Raw genomic sequence first — 15900 nt, 5'->3', positions numbered from 1 at the left:
TCAGAGACCTCTCAGTTCGCCGCAACGACCTTGCCGCGGCATTCGCCGAAGCCGATGCTGGCCACGCCGTCGCGCGTGGCGCGGGCGCGCAGGATGATTTCGTCGCCGTCCTCGAGGAACTTGCGCACCTCGCCAGACGCCAGTTGCACCGGGTGCTTGCCGCCCTCGGTGATCTCCAGCAGGCTGCCGTACTGACCAGGCTCCGCACCGGACAAGGTGCCGGAACCGAACAGGTCGCCCGGCTGCAGCTGGCAACCGTTGACGCTGTGGTGAGCCACCAGCTGCGCCACGGTCCAGTACATGCTCAGGGTGTTGCTCAGGCCCAGGCGGTGCGCCGGCAGGTTCTGCTCGCGCATGCGCTCGGTGATCAGCAGCACTTCCAGTTCGATATCGAAGGCGCCGCCGGCCTGGTCACGCTTGTCCAGAAGGTACGACAGCGGTTGCGGGTCGCCGTTCGGACGGGCTGGCTGGGCGCAACGGAACGGCGCCAGGGCCTCGGCGGTGACCACCCAGGGCGAAATGGTGGAAATGAAGCTCTTCGACAGGAACGGACCCAGCGGCTGGTATTCCCAGGCCTGGATATCCCGCGCCGACCAGTCGTTGAGCAGGCAGAAACCGGCGATATGCTCGGCGGCATCCCCGATCGGAATGGCCTGGCCCATGTCGTTGCCCTGGCCGATCCAGATGCCCAGTTCCAGCTCGTAGTCCAGCCGCGCGCACGGGCCGAAGCTCGGCTCGCTCTGCCCGGCCGGCAGGGTCTGGCCTTTCGGCCGGCGCACGTCGGTGCCCGACGGACGGATGGTCGAGGCGCGGCCGTGGTAGCCGATCGGCACGTACTTGTAGTTGGGCAGCAGCGGGTTGTCCGGGCGGAACAGCTTGCCGACGTTCATGGCGTGCTGGATGCCGACGTAGAAGTCGGTGTAGTCGCCGATCTTCGCCGGCACATGCAGTTCACAGTCGCTGGCAGGATACAAGGCACTTTTCAGTGCGGCCTGGTGCTCGCTGCCTTCGCCGAGCAGCGCCAGCAGGCGTTCGCGCAGGGCCACGCGGGCACTGCGGCCGAGGGCAAAGAAGGCGTTCAGCGCGCCGCCGCGGGTCGCTTCGGCGGCAGCCTTGGCTTCGCCTTCGAACAGGCCGGCAGCCAGCACCGCGTCGAGGTCGAGGATGGCGTCGCCGATGGCCACGCCGCTGCGGCGCTCGCCGCCGGCGCGGCTGAAGACGCCCAGCGGCAGGTTCTGCAGCGGGAAGTCGCTATGCCCGTTGGCGTGTTCGACCCAACTGCGGGCAATGGCGGTCTGGTTCATGCTTGTCTCCGGTTCGGGGTGAAGGTGCTCGGCAGCGTGGCCCAGCAACTATCGTAGTCGTTCTGCAACTGTGGGCAGTCCAGGGCATGGCGGGTCGGACGCAGCACCTGGCCGGTCTCGAACATGAAGGCCATGGTGTTATCGATCTTGTTCGGCGCCAGATCGGCGGCGATGGCCTTGGCGCAGGTTTCGGCGTCCGGGCCGTGGGCGCTCATGCAGCCATGCAGCGAGGCGCCGCCGGGCAGGAAGCCTTCGGCCTTGGCGTCGTATTCGCCCTTGATCAGGCCCATGAACTCGTTCATCAGGTTGCGGTGGAACCACGGCGGGCGGAAGGTTTTCTCGGCGACCATCCAGCGCGGCGGGAAGATCACGAAGTCGATATTGGCCATGCCCGGCACGCTGGTCGGCGAGGTCAGCACGGTGAAGATCGACGGGTCGGGGTGGTCGAAGCTGACCGTGCCGATGGTGTTGAAGCGGCGCAGGTCGTACTTGTACGGCACGTTGTTGCCATGCCAGGCGACCACGTCCAGCGGCGAATGCTGCAGCTCGCAGCCCCAGAGTTCGCCGAGGAATTTCTGCACCAGCGGCACCGGGCCTTCGTACTCTTCGTAGTGCGCCACCGGGGCAAGGAAATCACGCGGGTTGGCCAGGCCGTTGCTGCCGATCGGGCCGAGGTCCGGGATGCGCAGCGGCGCGCCGTGGTTCTCGGCGATATAGCCGCGGGCCTCGCCGTCCGGCAGTTCGACGCGGAATTTCATGCCCCGTGGGATGACTGCGATTTCCAGCGGCTCCACCTCCAGCACGCCCAACTCGGTGACCAGGCGCAGGCGCCCCAGCTGCGGCACCAGCAACAGCTCGCCATCGGCGTTGAAGAACACCCGCTCCATGGAGCGGTTGCCGCGATAGATGTGGATACTGATACCGGCCGGTTTCTCACCCGCCGAGTTGGCGGCCATGGTCACCCAGCCGTCGATGAAATCGGTGGGCTCGCCGGGCATGTCCAGCGGGCTCCAGCGCAGGCGGTTCGGGGTCACCGCGCCCAGCGGACCACCGGCCAGTTGCCGTTCCAGGCGCTCGAACGCCGGATGCAGTGCCGACGGACGGATACGGTACAGCCAGGTGCGCCGCTGTTCGTGGCGGCTCATGGTGAAGGCGGTACCGGAGAGCAGTTCGGCGTACAGGCCGTAAGGGGCTTTTTGCGGGGAGTTCTGGCCGACCGGCAGGGCGCCGGGCAGGGCTTCGCTGGCGAATTCATTGCCGAAACCGCTTTGGTAAGCGAGATCGGACCGGGTGTCGATGTTCATTGAGCCTCCATGGGTGACAGATTGACCGCCCTGTCGCCCATGCAAGAGGGAAGTGCTTCTGCGTTGTTTTAATTCGTAAACGGATTACGCATAACGTAATTTGCTCGCATGAGGACGTCAAGCTATAAAGGCTGCCGTCCTTAGCAAGCTCGCTCCCACAGAGAAAACAGCGCCCATGAGCAAGACCACGTCCAGCGCCGAAAACGGCAAACAGAAGGTTCGTTCGGCGGAGGTCGGTACCGATATCCTCAAGGCACTGGCGGAGCTCTCCCCCGCCACCTCGCTGTCGCGCCTGGCCGAGCACGTGGAGATGCCGGCGAGCAAGGTGCACCGTTACCTGCAGGCGCTGATCGCCAGTGGTTTCGCCGAGCAGGACCCGGCCACCAACCATTACGGCCTCGGTCGCGAAGCATTGCGCGTGGGGCTGGCGGCACTGGGCGGTATGGATGTGCTGAAGGTGGCGGCACTGCCGCTCTCGGAGCTGCGCGACGAATTGAATGAAAGCTGCTTTATCGCGGTGTGGGGCAACCAGGGCGCGACCGTGGTGAATATCGAGCCGGCGGTGCGTGCAGTAACCGTGGTGACCCAGATCGGCTCGGTGCTGCCGCTGCTCAGTTCGTCCACCGGGCTGGTGTTCGGCGCCTACCTGCCGGCGCGGGAAACCGTGGAACTGCGGGACCGCGAGCTGGCGCAGAGCGGGCATGATCTCACGCATTACGAGGCCTTGTTCGCCAGCATCCGCGAACACGGCCTGCACCATGTGCATGGCCTGCTGATGCCGGGCGTCGATGCCCTGTCGGCGCCGGTGTTCAACGCCATGGGCCAGATTGCCGCGGTGATCACCGTAGTCGGCCCGACCTCGATCTTCCACGCCGACGAACAGGGCCCGGCGGCGCAGCGTCTGCTCGCCACCGCCCAGGCCATCAGCTGGCGCTTGGGCTATCAGCCATCAGTGAACTGAATTGGTGCACTGTTGCTAACGATGCAACAGTGAATGTCAGAAAGCGCTATTTTTCCGTGGGTTGCGTCTGACTACCCTTCTCTTGCCCTGACGATCCGGTGTTCGCCAGGGCGCGAAGTTGACGCTTCGGACCCCTTAACGGTCGGTTAATGCTCTCCCCCTAGAGTGCTCTCGATTGTTGTTCCGATGCGTACCCTTCAGTTCTACCGACGTTGATTTTGAAGCTCCTTGATCTGCGTCTTGTTGGCCGCTGCGATTGCAGCGGCCTTTTTTATTTGTGGTGTTGCTGATGGCCCTATCGCTGGCAAGCCAGCTCCCACAGGTTCAGCGGTGCACGCGATCCCTGTGGGAGCTGGCTTGCCAGCGATGAGGCCCGAAAGACCAACCTCATCAATCGCAATGAAACCGGTGCAACAGCCGATGCGCCACCGGCGCCAGGATCAGCCCGATACACGCAACGAACATCAGCCCCACATACAACCCATACACCGCAAAGAACAGCTTGCCGCCTGGCGTCTGCGGCAGGTCCACCGGCCCCATTCCGCCCAGCAGCAAAGTGGCATTGAACGCCGCGTCATACCACGCCACCCCCTCCTCGAAGTGCAGGTGCCCGACCACACCAATCAGGATCGAGCCCAGCAGCAGCAACACGGCCCCCAGCGCATGCAGCAGCAGCCGGCTGCGAAACTGTCCGGTGGAGATGACCTCTTCGGTTTTCGATTCGTACATGTGCGCACTCCTTGTCGCGATCACGGGCCTGCCAGCTTAGGCCAGATTCGCGATCACCACCGGAATCAGCGCCGGGCGAAGCGTTGCAGGTTGCTCATCATCTGCTGCAGGGCCTCAAGGCTGTCCTTGGGATGCACGGCATGCTCGAAGTCGCCGATGCGCCCCCAACTGGCCGCCACGTCCTCGACACTGAAGCCTTCCTGCGGATCGAAGCCGGCACCCAGGCTGCGCTCCCAGCGCACCTGGCCGATCCAGCCACCGCCGACTTCGTAGAGATTGCCGCTGTCCTGGCATTGCTCGCTACCCAGGTACACCACCAGCGGGCTGATCAGCTCGGGCTTGAGCTGTTCGAACACCTGCGGCGGGATCAGGCCCTCGGTCATGCGCGTGCCGCCGGTCGGGGCGATGGCGTTGACCAGCACGCCGTTCTTGCGCCCTTCCAGGGCCAGGGTGCGCGTGAGGCCGTAGAGGCCGAGCTTGGCCATGCCGTAGTTGGCCTGGCCGAAATTGCCGTAGATGCCCGAGGTGGACGAGGTGAAGATCACCCGCCCCCAGTTCTGCTCGCGCAGGTGCGGCCAGGCGGCGCGGGTGACCTTGTAGGCACCCTCGACATGAACCTTGTAGACCAGCTCCCAGTCGGCGTCTTCCATCTTGTGGAAGGTCTTGTCGCGCAGGATCCCGGCGTTGTTCACCACCACGTCGATGCGGCCGAAGCTGTCCAGGGCCTGCTCGACGATGCGCTGGCCATCGGTCACCGAGTCATGGTTGGCCACCGCTTCACCGCCGGCCTCGCGTATTTCCGCGACCACGCGGTCTGCCGCCGAAGCATTGGCCCCTTCGCCGTGGGTCGAGCCGCCCAGGTCGTTGACCACCACCTTCGCCCCATGCCGGGCGAACAACAGGGCATGGGCCCGGCCGAGGCCGCCACCGGCCCCCGTGACGATCACCACTCTATCTTCCAGGCGCACCGAATCGGTCATGGCTCAACTCCTACTGAACAGGGAACGGAGTGGCCAGTGTCGGCCAGCGCCCGGCCCCGGGCAACGAACCGGGCGGGCGCTGAATGGCAGGTGATAAGTGACGCTGCGGTCAGTTCCAGGCGACTTTCTGCGGAGTCCAGCTCAGCGGTTGATGGCGGAAATCCAGGTAGTGGCGCAGCACCTGGGCCGGCGATTCGGTATGCGGGTAGTGGCCGATGCCGTGGAGCAGCACGGTATCGGGTTCAGGAATCAGTTGCTCGTAGCGCTCGACCATATGTGCGCCGGACAGCGGGTCCGCCGCGCCGTTGATGAAACGCAGCGGCAGGCGTGCGTCCTGCAAGGCCCCCACCCAGCGCTGGCGATGGGCCTGACGCTCGACCAGGTACTCCGACAGACGGTGCAGGATGCGATTGCCGCGATTGGCCACGATCAGGCTCCAGCAGTCATCCAGCGCGCTTTCGCTGGGCTGGGTGCCGGGCCCGTAGATCTGCCCGACATTGCGCACCAGGTCATCGCGATCGAAGATCCGCGCCACCAGCCAGCCCAGGCGGCTGATCAACAGACGCTGGAGCAACAGCGGGCGATGGCACTCGGGAAACAGGCCGGCATTGAGGAATACGCAACTGGCGATATCGACCAGCCCTTCCTGATGCCGGGCCAGCAATTCCTGGGCGACGCTGCCGCCATAGTCATGTGCGAGCACATGCACAGGCGCCTGGATAGCCAGGTGGGCGAGCAACGCCTGCTGCAGATCGGCCTGCTCCAGCAGGCTGTAGCGGTGCTCCGCCGGCTTGGCCGAATCGCCGAAACCGAGCATGTCGCAGGCGATCACCCGGAAACGCTGGGCCAGCGGTTGCCAAAGGTAGTGCCAGTCCCAACTGGCGGTGGGGAATCCGTGAATAAGTAGCAGTGGCTCTCCTTGCCCTGCCGTCCAGTAGCGAATGCTCTGGCCGCGGAACGTGAATCCCAGGCTCCGTGTCCGCCAGACGCACAGAGGTATCTCTGCCAAAGGCATAGCGAGATCTCGGCTGGTGGTTGTTTTAGGTGTTGGTCACGGTCGGCACCTGTCGGTGCTCTGTGGGAGAGCATAGCCAGCCGCTGGGGTGGCGGTAGTCGCCTTGGCAGCCAGCTTGCTGACCTTGCGGGTCACGCGCCGAACGGCTTACAGCAGCATCGTCAGCAGCGGAGCGGCGAAGAGATTGAGCAGGCCGGTCAGGACCATCACCAGCCCCGCCACCGAGCCCTCTTCGCCACCGACTTCCCGCGCCCGGCTGACGCCCGCGCCATGGGCGCCGACGCCGAACAGCGCGCCCCGGGCCAGCGGCGTGCGCAGCGGCAGGTAGCGCAGCAGCACGCCGCCGAACACCGCGCCGAGCACGCCGGTGAACATCACGAACACCGCGGTCAGTTCCGGAACCCCGCCCAGTTGCTCGGCCAGCGGCATGGCAAACGGCGTGGTGATCGACCGCGGCAACAGCGACAGGCTCACCGAACTGTCCAGCGCCAGCAGCCGGGCCAGGGCCCAGGAGCTGGCGATGGACGCCGCGCTGCCCATCAGCATGCCCAGGCACAGCGCCTTCCAGTGCCGCGCCAGCAGGCGCCGCTGCTGCCAGATCGGCACGGCGAAGGCCACGGTGACCGGGCCGAGCACCGCCATCAGCCAGTGGGTGTCCCGGGAATACTCGGCGTAGGCGGTGTGCAGCGGTACGGCAATGGCCAGCAACACCGCCGGCACCAGGATCAGCGGCGACAGCAGATAGCGCCCGGTGCGCCGGTACAGCCAGCGGCTGCCGAGGTAGGCCAGCAGGGTCAGGGCCAGCCAGAACAGCGGCATCGGCTCAAGACTCATGGCGCAGGCTCCGGCGGCAGACCCATTCCACGGTAAAGGCGGTGACCACCATCACCAGCAGGGTGCTGACGGTGATCACCAGGAGGATGCGCCAGCCGTCGTTGCGCATCAGCGCACCGTAGTCCAGCAGGCTCATCAGCGCCGGGATGAAGAACAGCAGCATTTCCGCCATCAGGATCCCGGCGCCGCGTTGCAGGGCGGTGGGCTTGAGCCAGCCAAAAGCGAACAGCACCAGCAGCAGGGCCAGGCCCATCACGCCGCCGGGGATCGGCCAGCCCAACCAGCTCGCCAGTTGCCCGCCGAGCAGGTAAAGCGCCAGCAGCACGCCCAGCTCGGCAAGCAGGCGCGCAAGGCATTTCAGGTTCACGAAGGTCATCGAAGGGGTCCTCAGGGGCGCCCATTGTAAAATTTCGGTCACGCATGCAAAAAGCGAATTGTTAGACTGGACTCCATTCCAAACTGGAATCCAGACCATGGACTTCAAGCAACTGCGCAGTTTCATCGAAGTGGTGCACCGCGGCGGTTTCACCCAGGCCGCGCAGACCCTGCATATCAGCCAGTCGGCGGTGAGCAAGCAGGTCGCCCAGCTGGAACAGGACCTTGGCGTGGTCCTCCTGGAACGCCATGCCTCGCGCCTGCACCTGACGGCGGCCGGCAAGGTGGTGCTGGAGCGTGGCGAGGCGATGCAGCATCTGCGCCAGGCCCTGCAGAACGAACTGGACGACCTCAGCCAGCTGGCCCGTGGCGAACTCAGCCTGGGTTTGCCCTTGCTGGGCAGCGATGCGCTGTTCGCCGGCCTGTTTGCCGAATACCGGCGACGCTATCCGAATATCAGCGTGCAGATGCTCGAAGGCGGCAGCCGCACCATCGAGCAGGCGGTGCTCAGCGGTGAGCTGGAACTGGGCGGCAGCCTGACCCCGAACGATCCGGCGTTCGATTCGCAACCCTTCTGCAACGAGCCGATGGACGCCCTGCTGCCGCTGGATCATCCACTGGCCGGCAAGGCCAGCGTGCACCTGGCAGAACTGGCGGACACCCCCTTCCTGCTCTATCAGCGCAGCTTCGTGCTCAACGACCGTTTGTTGAGTGCCTGCCAGGCCCTGGGCTTTACCCCGAAGGAAGGCGGCCGCAGCGGCCAGGCGGACTTCCTCGCCGCGCTGGTGGCCGCCGGGCAAGGGGTGGTGCTGTTGCCGAGAATCGTGGCCAAGGCGCTGGAGCGCCCCGGCGTGGTGCGCCTGGCCCTGAGCGAACCACAGGACCTGCGCTGGGACATCGCCTTTATCTGGCGCCGGGGCGCCTACCTGTCGGCGGCGGCCCGGGCCTGGCTGGAACTGCTGAAGGAATATCCGCAGCCACCGGAGTGAATCAGCCGCGCAGCTTGCCGGCGAACTCGGCGATCCATGGCTCGGCATCGACCTCCGGGGTCACGGTTTCGCTGGCATCCAGGCGCAGCATCGGCTGGATTTCGTTGACGCCCAGTTCGCCAAACAGCTCACGCAGTTGCTCGCCGCCGCCGCAGTAGGTGTCGCCGTAGCTGGAATCGCCCAGGGCGATCACCGCACCCGGCAGGCCGCGCCAGGCAGCGGGAAGGATGTCGCGGATTTCGCTGTACAGCGGCATCAGCCCGTCGGGAAGTTCACCCATGCCGGTGGTCGAGGTCACGGCCAGGAACGCCTGGGGCTCGAACGCCTGGATGTCGGCGAGGGTAGCCCGGGCGGCGTGCCAGGCTTCGAAACCCTCGGCCTTGAGCAGCGACTGGGCGTGACGGGCGACTTCTTCGGCGGTGCCATAGACCGAACCGGACAGGATGACCACTTTCATGACGGATTCCGTAGTTGAGCAAAAGCGTAGGATACTAGCATCGATGGCTGGCAAAAGGCCTTATCCCTTGGCCGTACATGCACTAGAATCGCGCTCTCAGTCGTCTCCGCCCCGGTTGCCCCGATGATCAACGCCACACTGCTGCAACGCATGATCGATGCCTCCAACGACGGTATCGTGGTCGCCGAACAGGAAGGCGACGAAGACACCATCCTGATCTACGTGAACCCGGCGTTCGAGCGCCTGAGCGGTTACGAGGCCAACGAAATCCTTTATCGCGACTGCCGCTTCCTCCAGGGCGACGACCGTGACCAGCCGGCGCGGGCGCGGATCCGCCAGGCCCTGGACAGCCGCCAGCCGTGCCGCGAAGTGCTGCGCAACTACCGCAAGGACGGCAGCGTGTTCTGGAACGAGCTGTCGATCACCCCAGTGTTCAACGAGGCCGATCAGCTCACGTATTTCGTCGGTATCCAGAAGGATGTCACCCGCCAGGTCGAAGCCGAACAGCGGGTCACGGAGCTGGAGCGGGAACTGGCCGACGCCCGGGCGCGAATTCGCGACCTGGAAAACGACCAGCGGTCTTAACAAAGGCACCGATTCGCGGTCCACTCATCACCCCCGGAAACGCGCAGCATCCACGATCATGCAAGCCGATGCCCTTCTGACCCAGGACGAACTGGACTTTATCCAGAGCGTGCACCGCTCGCCCCAGCTCAACCGCCTGGACGCCATCTCCAGCCTGCGCCTCAATGGTCACAGAGACCTGCAGCAGTTGCTCACCCGGCTGGTGGCCAGCGAGCAGGTGACCGTGCACGCGCAATTGGACAATCAGCAGATGAGTTTTCCGCTGTTGCTGGTGGAAGACGAGTTTCATGCCCTGCACCTGCAACTGGGCGCGCCGAGCATCTATGAAGAAGGGGCGGTGGTCCGGCCCTGGCGCATGACCCTCGACCAGCCGGTGATGCTGGAAGACCAGTTGGGCCTGAGCAGCGGCCTGAAAGTCCGGGAGATTTCCTTCAAGGGTGTGCTGCTGGAGCTACCGGAAGGCAGGAAGGCGCCGAAGTCCTTCAGCCTGTGGTTCGCGCCGGACGGCATCGCCCCGATCGCCCTGCGCGGCACCCTGCAACGCATCACCGCCGAGGGTCTGGCGGCCTACAAGCTGAGCCAGCGCCAGCCGGAAGAGATCGAGCGGCTGCGCCAGTACATGCTCCAGCAACACCGCCGGGCGCATCCTGAAGTGCACACCAGCTAAGTGTCGAGGTGCCCGTCGAGGCACTGCTGCAAGCGCCTGCGCATCAGGCGCCCTTCCCCGCCCAGACAGACGATCTGCGAACCGACCAGGGCGTCATGGGCCATTTCCGACGCTTCGCCGGCGAACAGCAGCGGGCAGTCCAGGCCCAGGGCCAGTCGCGCCAGGCGCTTGGGCAGGTCAGTCGCCGGGGCGTGATTGGAGAACAGCACCAGCGCATCCGGCGCCACCCGTTCGCAGATCAGGCTCAGCTCCTCCAGCGGTTGCCCTGTCCCCAGCACCGACACCGCGACCTCGCTGCTGCTCAGCAACAGGGCGCAGACCAGCAACTCCAGCTCACGACACTGCTCTGGCAATCCGGCCAGGAGAATGCGCGTGTCCTGTTCTTCCCGGGCCAGTTGCAGGCGCTGCCAGGCGCGGGCGCGCAGGAAGGTGTCGAGGAACAGCCAGTCGCTCAGGCGGCCAAAGCCGTCATGGGCGATGCGCAGCTCCTGCCACAGCGGCATGAGGATGTCCTGGAATACCACGCCCAGTGGATAACTGGCGAACACCTGCCCGTAGACCCGCTCCAGTCGCGCTTCGTCGAACCCCTGCACGGCCTGGCGCAGCAGGTGCTGCCAATGCTCGTGGTCCTTGGCCACCTCGGGCTGGGCGACTTCCGGAGGGTGAACATGCGCCGCGCGATCACGGGCGAGGATCTTGCCAACCTTGCTCACCGCCACGCCGCGCTCGATCCAGCCAAGAATATGGCGGACCTCGTCAATATCGGCGCGAGAGTACAAACGATGCCCACTTTCGGTGCGTGTCGGCTGCACCAACCCATAACGGCGCTCCCAGGCGCGCAGGGTCACCGGGTTGATGCCGGTCAGCCGCGCCACTTCACGGATGGGAAACAGTTCCTCGTGGTCCAGGCCGCGTTCGCTGAGTGACGCCGGGGGAAGCTCGATCATCGCCGTGTACGCTATGGGTTGTAGGAAAAAGTCCCGCATTCTAACCCGTCGATCAACGACGGGAGCCAACCGCCCGGTCAACTTCAGAAAAAACTGACACTGACGGGTCACATAATTTACGGAATAATCCTTGCTTGATTTCGGACGCCACCCAACACCCCGGGTGGCATCCAAGGGTCGGGGCTACCCGCCGCGACCCGCTTGCCAGGAGATACACGATGTCTACCCATCCCGTCACCTTGATGGTCGCCCGGCGCGTTGCCGAAGGTCGTTACCAGGACATGATCGCCTGGTTGCACGAAGGCGAGCAGCTCGCCACCGACTTCCCCGGCTACCTCGGCTCCGGCGTACTGGCGCCACCGCCCCAGGGCGATGAATTCCAGATCATCTTCCGCTTCGTCGACGAAAAGACCCTGCACGCTTGGGAGTTCTCCGCCTCGCGCAGCGCCTGGCTGGCCCGCGGCAACGGCCTGTTCCAGCAGCCCACCGAGCAGCGCGTCAGCGGTATCGAAGGCTGGTTCGGCGCCAATGCCGCACAGCGCCCGCCGCGCTGGAAGCAGGCGGTGGCAATCTGGCTGGCCTTCTTTCCGGTGTCGCTGGCCTTCAACCTGCTGTTCGGCCACTGGCTGGCAGAGTTGAGCCTGCTGCCGCGCATCCTCCTCAGCACCCTCGGCCTGACGCCATTGATGGTCTATTTCTTCATTCCCCTGTCGACCCGCTGCCTGGCCGGCTGGTTGAATGCACCTGCGCGGCCATCCCCGACCCGGGAAAACCGCCGGGAATCCCTGGAAAGCCGCTGACCGGCCGGGGGCGGCCAACGCGGGCGAGTTCGGGTATGCTGGCAACTGACCGCGAACCTGAAAAAGTTGATCGTCCCCGCATATGAACAGCCCAATCCTAGTTACCGGTGGCAGCCAGCGAGTCGGGCTGGCGCTGGCCACGCGACTGGCGCAGGCCGGCCACACGGTGGTCAGCGCCAGCCGCAGCAAGATCACCACCCCGGCGCACCCGAACATCATCCCGTTCCAGGCCGACCTGTGCAGCGAACGCGACCGCGAAGCGCTGATTGATCACCTGCGCACGCACTACGACGGCCTGCGCGCCATCGTCCACAACGCCTCGCTGTGGCTGGACGATGACCTCGACAACCTGAACACGATGTTCAAGCTGCACGTCGAGGCGCCCTACCACTTGAACCTGGCCCTGGGCGAGCAACTGCTGAAGCTGGACAAGTCGGACATCATCCATATCTGCGACGAAACCTCGTCCCGCGGCAGCAAGAGCCATATCGGCTACGCCGCGACCAAGGCCGCGCTGCAGAACATGGTGCTGTCGTTCGCCGAGAAGTACGCGCCGTCGGTGCGGGTCAACGGCATCCTCCCGGGGTTGCTGATCCTCAAGGAAGGCGGCGACGAACAGTACCGCCAGCAGACCCTGAAGAAGGCCCTGCTGGAGTTCGAACCCGGCGCCCAGCCGCTGCTCGACGCGGTGCTGTTCCTGCTCGAAAGCCAGTACAGCACCGGCAGCAACGTGGTCATCAACGGTGGCCGCCACCTGAAGAACCGAATCGCCTGATAACGAGAACGCCATGACCCCGCAAGAACAACTCGAACTCGAAGCGGCGGCCTTCCGTCGCCTGGTCGGCCACCTGCGCGAGCGGACCGACGTGCAGAACATCGACCTGATGAACCTTTCCGGCTTCTGCCGCAACTGCCTGTCCAAGTGGTACAAGGCGGCGGCGGACGAACGCCAGATCGAGGTAAGCCTGGATGACGCCCGCGAGGTGGTCTACGGCATGCCTTATGCCCAGTGGAAAAGCCAATACCAGAAAGAAGCCAGCGCCGAGCAGCAAGCCGCGTTCGCCAAAGGAAAAACCCATGACTGACCTGATTCAACTGCGTGCCAGCCTGAGCAGCGGCGAGCACCTGTTCGCCGACACCCTGGCGTTCGTTGCCGAGCACTACGACTACCAGCAGACTGCCTTCGACAATGGCGGCCTGCTGAGCAATGCCGGGCAGAACGAAGGCTCGTGCAAGACCCTGGGCCTGGCCCTGCTGGAAGACCTGAGCGACCAGGAAGCACTGCTGGCGTTCGGCGAGCATTACCGCTCGGTAATCGCCACGCCGGAAGGCAGCGACCACGGCAATATCCGCGCCCTGATCGCCCATGGTCTGGCCGGGGTGAAGTTCGAGGGTGAGCCGCTCAAGCGCAAGGCTTGAGGCTGGTGATGTAGCTGATGGCCCTATCGCTGGCAAGCCAGCTCCCACAGGTTCAGCGGTGCACGCGAGACCTGTGGGAGCTGGCTTGCCAGCGATGAGGCCCGAAAGAACACCCTCACTCCTCGATCCTTAACCAATCCCAGCGCTCACGATAACTCTCGGCCTTGCGCCGGAACATCTCCGGCAGGTCATTCAGCGGATTGCTGCGCAGCACCCCGTGCTGCAGATCCTCCAGCCCCCAGGTGCTGTACAGCTCGCCGCTGCGCACATCAAGGCCCACGCAGGTCGAACGCACCAGATAGCGATCAATGCCATCGGTCACCTTGCGCAGCGGCGCATAGGGCACGCCGAACTTCTCCTCGTACCACAGATGCACCCGCGCCTGGTTGCGCACCTCGACCTTGTCGGCAAAGTACCCACAGGCCGCGCGGACCCGCTGGATCACCCGGTCTTCGGCCTCCCATGAGAGGTCGTGGTCGAAGTAGATGACGTCATAATCCTTCACCCCCCAGCCCGGCTCGCGCCCGATGCGCAGGTTCCACAGCGCCTGGAACAGGCAGCCGGCGGTGAGCATGCACTGCGGCAACTCCATACCGACCAAGATGTCCATCAGCCGGGCATTGAGCGGGTTCTTCATGGCCATCGCGATCAGGGCCTGGGCAGTGAGCTGGCTCATCAGATCGACTCGTCCCGGGCTGGAGGCGGCATCTCCCAGACCGACGGCGGCATGTCGAACAGCTTGTCGAGATCGAAGCGCAGGTTTTCATCGCGCAGGCCGATCACCATCACCACCAGCAGCAACAACGCCAGCGCGCCTTCCGGCAGGCTCCAGCGCGGCACCTCGGCATTGCGCCCGCGGCTGCACCACCAGGCCTGGCCGATGCAGAAGGCGGCCATGGCCAGGGCCCAGAGGTAATAGCCCGGAGCAAAGCCGATCACGTCATGGAAGCTGTAGTTGATGTTGTCCGGCAGGCGCTCGATGCCGTAGCTCATGACTGCCAGGTAGAGGGCCCAGACCCCGAGGAACAGCGCCAGCCAGCGCAGTCGTCGACGCAGCAGCAGGGCGAGACCGAACAGGGGATTGGCGAACCAGCCGAACAGGCCGAGGACCACGCCCCAGGGTCCCTGGAACAGCGCCTGCTGGGCAGTCACGACATTGCCGCCGCTGAGGTTCACGGCGTCGAGGCACAGGGCCAGGAGATAAAGGAGCAGGGAGAGCGTTACGTACAAGCGCGCCATTTAGCGACCTCTTTGCCTGGAAACTCGCGGCAACAACACAGGCGACGCCAGAATCTCGACATGCATTGTGAGAAGCAGCACCCTGAAGTATGCTGCCATGTTTTCCTTTCCAGACCTTCCAGAGTCCATCTATGCGAGCGCCATTACCTGCTCTGACGTCGCTGCGATTCTTTGCCGCGCTATTTGTATTTTTCAGTCATCTGCACTTTCTGAAAACAACCCCAAACGCGGGAGTATCGACACTCTACAGCAATGTTTTATATGAAGGATACATGGGCGTTACCTTCTTTTTTGCATTATCCGGATTCATACTTTCCTACGCCCATGCTGGACAGAAGATCAACCGTTCGAACTACGCCGGCTATCTTTCCTCACGTATCGCCAGGATCTATCCTGCGCATATTCTGGTTCTCGTACTGTATGTCATGTTCCTGATCCGCCCGGAGCCGGACGGAACCCTGGCCTATTTCGTAAACCTGCTGTTCAACGTAACCCTGACCCAGGCCTTCTCCCCCGAAGCCAAGACTTACTTCTCCTTCAACGCTCCAACCTGGAGTCTGTCGGTGGAGATGTTCTTCTACTTGCTGTTCCCCCTCTTCACATTGTTGCGCAGCCGCGTCCTGGTGCTCGTCGCGGGCGTGGTAATCCTCGGTAAACTGGGACTTGCCGAAGTACTCCCCGAGCATCTTCACCACTTCACCATGTACATCTTTGCGCCGCTGCGCCTGGCTGATTTTCTCGCGGGCATTCTTCTGTACCGTCTGTTCAACGGGCTGAAGCCGCTGTCGACTGGCCAGGCAACGGCCCTGCAGGCGCTGTCGCTGGCATTGTTGGCAGCTTTCATCGCGCTATCGCCCGGCGTCAGCGCAGCCCATCGTTTCGACCTTTACTACCTCGGCCCGCTGGCGCTGATCATCTTTGCATTTGCGTACCAGAATGGCGCGCTGGCCCGGGCGATCAGTACCCGTCCGCTGATTTACCTTGGCAAGGCCAGCTTCGCCTTCTATCTGGTCCATCAAAGTTCGATCATGATCGGTCAGTTTATTCGTTTCAAATCCGAAGTTCCGCAAACCCTGGTAGATGATATCAACTACAGTCTGTTTTATTTCTGCATATCCTTGGCCCTCAGCGCGCTGATATTCAATTACTTCGAAAGCCCAGCGAAGCAGCTGACCCTGCGTCTGCTCGCAAGATTGCGCAGGCACGGCACGGCCGATAAGGCGTCCACCACGGGCTGAACGACTAAACCCCGGACAAAAAGAAATCCGCACCAAGCGGATTTCTTTTTGTCCGGG

Annotated in this window: 20 protein-coding genes; 9 read left to right on the top strand and 11 right to left on the bottom strand. The window is 64.1% G+C overall.

Going from position 1 to position 15900, the window contains the following annotated elements; translation table 11 throughout:
- Positions 1-11: 11 nt before the first annotated feature.
- A complete protein-coding gene (fahA, locus tag PSEMO_RS29345) occupies positions 12-1304 on the bottom strand; it encodes a fumarylacetoacetase (RefSeq protein WP_075806366.1) in 1293 nt (430 codons plus the stop codon).
- Positions 1301-2608 (bottom strand): homogentisate 1,2-dioxygenase, encoded by a 1308-nt coding sequence (hmgA, locus tag PSEMO_RS29340; RefSeq protein ID WP_075806365.1) that lies wholly within the window; start codon positions 2606-2608, stop codon positions 1301-1303. Before hmgA ends, fahA begins: the two co-directional genes overlap by 4 nt.
- Before the next feature lie 175 nt (positions 2609-2783).
- Here hmgA and PSEMO_RS29335 point away from each other — a divergent pair, with 175 nt between their 5' ends.
- Complete coding sequence (locus PSEMO_RS29335; RefSeq protein WP_075806364.1) at positions 2784-3569, top strand: IclR family transcriptional regulator; 786 nt, start codon at positions 2784-2786, stop codon at positions 3567-3569.
- A gap of 390 nt (positions 3570-3959) precedes the next feature.
- On the opposite strand, the gene PSEMO_RS29330 is transcribed toward PSEMO_RS29335, so the two are convergent.
- The 5 genes from PSEMO_RS29330 to PSEMO_RS29310 all read right to left on the bottom strand — a co-directional run bounded on the left by PSEMO_RS29330 (position 3960) and on the right by PSEMO_RS29310 (position 7503).
- The gene (locus PSEMO_RS29330; protein WP_075806363.1) at positions 3960-4298 is read right to left on the bottom strand and encodes a hypothetical protein; all 339 of its coding nucleotides are present in this window, start codon (positions 4296-4298) and stop codon (positions 3960-3962) included.
- A 65-nt stretch (positions 4299-4363) separates the two neighbouring features.
- The gene (locus tag PSEMO_RS29325; RefSeq protein WP_075806362.1) at positions 4364-5278 is read right to left on the bottom strand and encodes an SDR family oxidoreductase; all 915 of its coding nucleotides are present in this window, start codon (positions 5276-5278) and stop codon (positions 4364-4366) included.
- 109 nt (positions 5279-5387) lie between these two features.
- Positions 5388-6293: an alpha/beta fold hydrolase gene (locus PSEMO_RS29320; RefSeq protein WP_075806361.1), complete on the bottom strand. Its 906-nt coding sequence runs from the start codon at positions 6291-6293 to the stop codon at positions 5388-5390.
- Positions 6294-6440: 147 nt separating this feature from the next.
- Positions 6441-7127, bottom strand: a complete 687-nt coding sequence (locus tag PSEMO_RS29315) for an LrgB family protein (RefSeq protein ID WP_075806360.1) — start codon at positions 7125-7127, stop codon at positions 6441-6443.
- The gene (locus PSEMO_RS29310) at positions 7117-7503 is read right to left on the bottom strand and encodes a CidA/LrgA family protein (RefSeq protein WP_075806359.1); all 387 of its coding nucleotides are present in this window, start codon (positions 7501-7503) and stop codon (positions 7117-7119) included. Before PSEMO_RS29310 ends, PSEMO_RS29315 begins: the two co-directional genes overlap by 11 nt.
- Before the next feature lie 97 nt (positions 7504-7600).
- On the opposite strand from PSEMO_RS29310, the gene PSEMO_RS29305 reads away from it, so the two are divergent.
- Positions 7601-8491: a LysR family transcriptional regulator gene (locus PSEMO_RS29305; RefSeq protein ID WP_075806358.1), complete on the top strand. Its 891-nt coding sequence runs from the start codon at positions 7601-7603 to the stop codon at positions 8489-8491.
- A gap of 1 nt (position 8492) precedes the next feature.
- Here PSEMO_RS29305 and PSEMO_RS29300 read toward each other — a convergent pair whose 3' ends face one another.
- The gene (locus tag PSEMO_RS29300; RefSeq protein ID WP_075806357.1) at positions 8493-8948 is read right to left on the bottom strand and encodes a flavodoxin; all 456 of its coding nucleotides are present in this window, start codon (positions 8946-8948) and stop codon (positions 8493-8495) included.
- Positions 8949-9071: 123 nt separating this feature from the next.
- Here PSEMO_RS29300 and PSEMO_RS29295 point away from each other — a divergent pair, with 123 nt between their 5' ends.
- Positions 9072-9533 (top strand): PAS domain S-box protein, encoded by a 462-nt coding sequence (locus PSEMO_RS29295; RefSeq protein ID WP_075806356.1) that lies wholly within the window; start codon positions 9072-9074, stop codon positions 9531-9533.
- A 58-nt stretch (positions 9534-9591) separates the two neighbouring features.
- Entirely contained in the window at positions 9592-10200 is a 609-nt protein-coding gene (locus PSEMO_RS29290) for a hypothetical protein (protein WP_075806355.1), read from the top strand.
- Here PSEMO_RS29290 and PSEMO_RS29285 read toward each other — a convergent pair.
- Positions 10197-11147 (bottom strand): MerR family transcriptional regulator, encoded by a 951-nt coding sequence (locus PSEMO_RS29285; RefSeq protein ID WP_075806354.1) that lies wholly within the window; start codon positions 11145-11147, stop codon positions 10197-10199. The genes PSEMO_RS29290 and PSEMO_RS29285 overlap by 4 nt on opposite strands.
- A 218-nt stretch (positions 11148-11365) precedes the next feature.
- On the opposite strand from PSEMO_RS29285, the gene PSEMO_RS29280 reads away from it, so the two are divergent.
- The 4 genes from PSEMO_RS29280 to PSEMO_RS29265 all read left to right on the top strand — a co-directional run bounded on the left by PSEMO_RS29280 (position 11366) and on the right by PSEMO_RS29265 (position 13366).
- The gene (locus PSEMO_RS29280; protein WP_075806353.1) at positions 11366-11947 is read left to right on the top strand and encodes an antibiotic biosynthesis monooxygenase; all 582 of its coding nucleotides are present in this window, start codon (positions 11366-11368) and stop codon (positions 11945-11947) included.
- Between the two features lie 82 nt (positions 11948-12029).
- Entirely contained in the window at positions 12030-12722 is a 693-nt protein-coding gene (gene folM, locus PSEMO_RS29275; protein ID WP_075806352.1) for a dihydromonapterin reductase, read from the top strand.
- Between the two features lie 13 nt (positions 12723-12735).
- The gene (locus PSEMO_RS29270; RefSeq protein WP_075806351.1) at positions 12736-13032 is read left to right on the top strand and encodes a DUF1244 domain-containing protein; all 297 of its coding nucleotides are present in this window, start codon (positions 12736-12738) and stop codon (positions 13030-13032) included.
- Positions 13025-13366 (top strand): HopJ type III effector protein, encoded by a 342-nt coding sequence (locus PSEMO_RS29265; RefSeq protein WP_075806350.1) that lies wholly within the window; start codon positions 13025-13027, stop codon positions 13364-13366. The genes PSEMO_RS29270 and PSEMO_RS29265 overlap by 8 nt, the downstream gene beginning before the upstream one ends.
- Positions 13367-13481: 115 nt before the next feature.
- Here PSEMO_RS29265 and PSEMO_RS29260 read toward each other — a convergent pair whose 3' ends face one another.
- Positions 13482-14042 (bottom strand): nucleotidyltransferase family protein, encoded by a 561-nt coding sequence (locus tag PSEMO_RS29260; RefSeq protein ID WP_075806349.1) that lies wholly within the window; start codon positions 14040-14042, stop codon positions 13482-13484.
- The gene (locus PSEMO_RS29255; protein ID WP_075806348.1) at positions 14042-14605 is read right to left on the bottom strand and encodes a hypothetical protein; all 564 of its coding nucleotides are present in this window, start codon (positions 14603-14605) and stop codon (positions 14042-14044) included. Before PSEMO_RS29255 ends, PSEMO_RS29260 begins: the two co-directional genes overlap by 1 nt.
- Positions 14606-14694: 89 nt before the next feature.
- Here PSEMO_RS29255 and PSEMO_RS29250 point away from each other — a divergent pair, with 89 nt between their 5' ends.
- Complete coding sequence (locus PSEMO_RS29250) at positions 14695-15843, top strand: acyltransferase family protein (RefSeq protein ID WP_081430363.1); 1149 nt, start codon at positions 14695-14697, stop codon at positions 15841-15843.
- The last annotated feature ends 57 nt before the right edge of the window (positions 15844-15900 follow it).

Origin of the sequence: Pseudomonas putida, from assembly GCF_001941965.1 — a bacterium.
GTDB lineage: Bacteria > Pseudomonadota > Gammaproteobacteria > Pseudomonadales > Pseudomonadaceae > Aquipseudomonas > Aquipseudomonas putida_L.
Note: the sequence above shows the minus strand (reverse complement) of the source record. Positions and strands in the feature narration are given on the sequence as shown.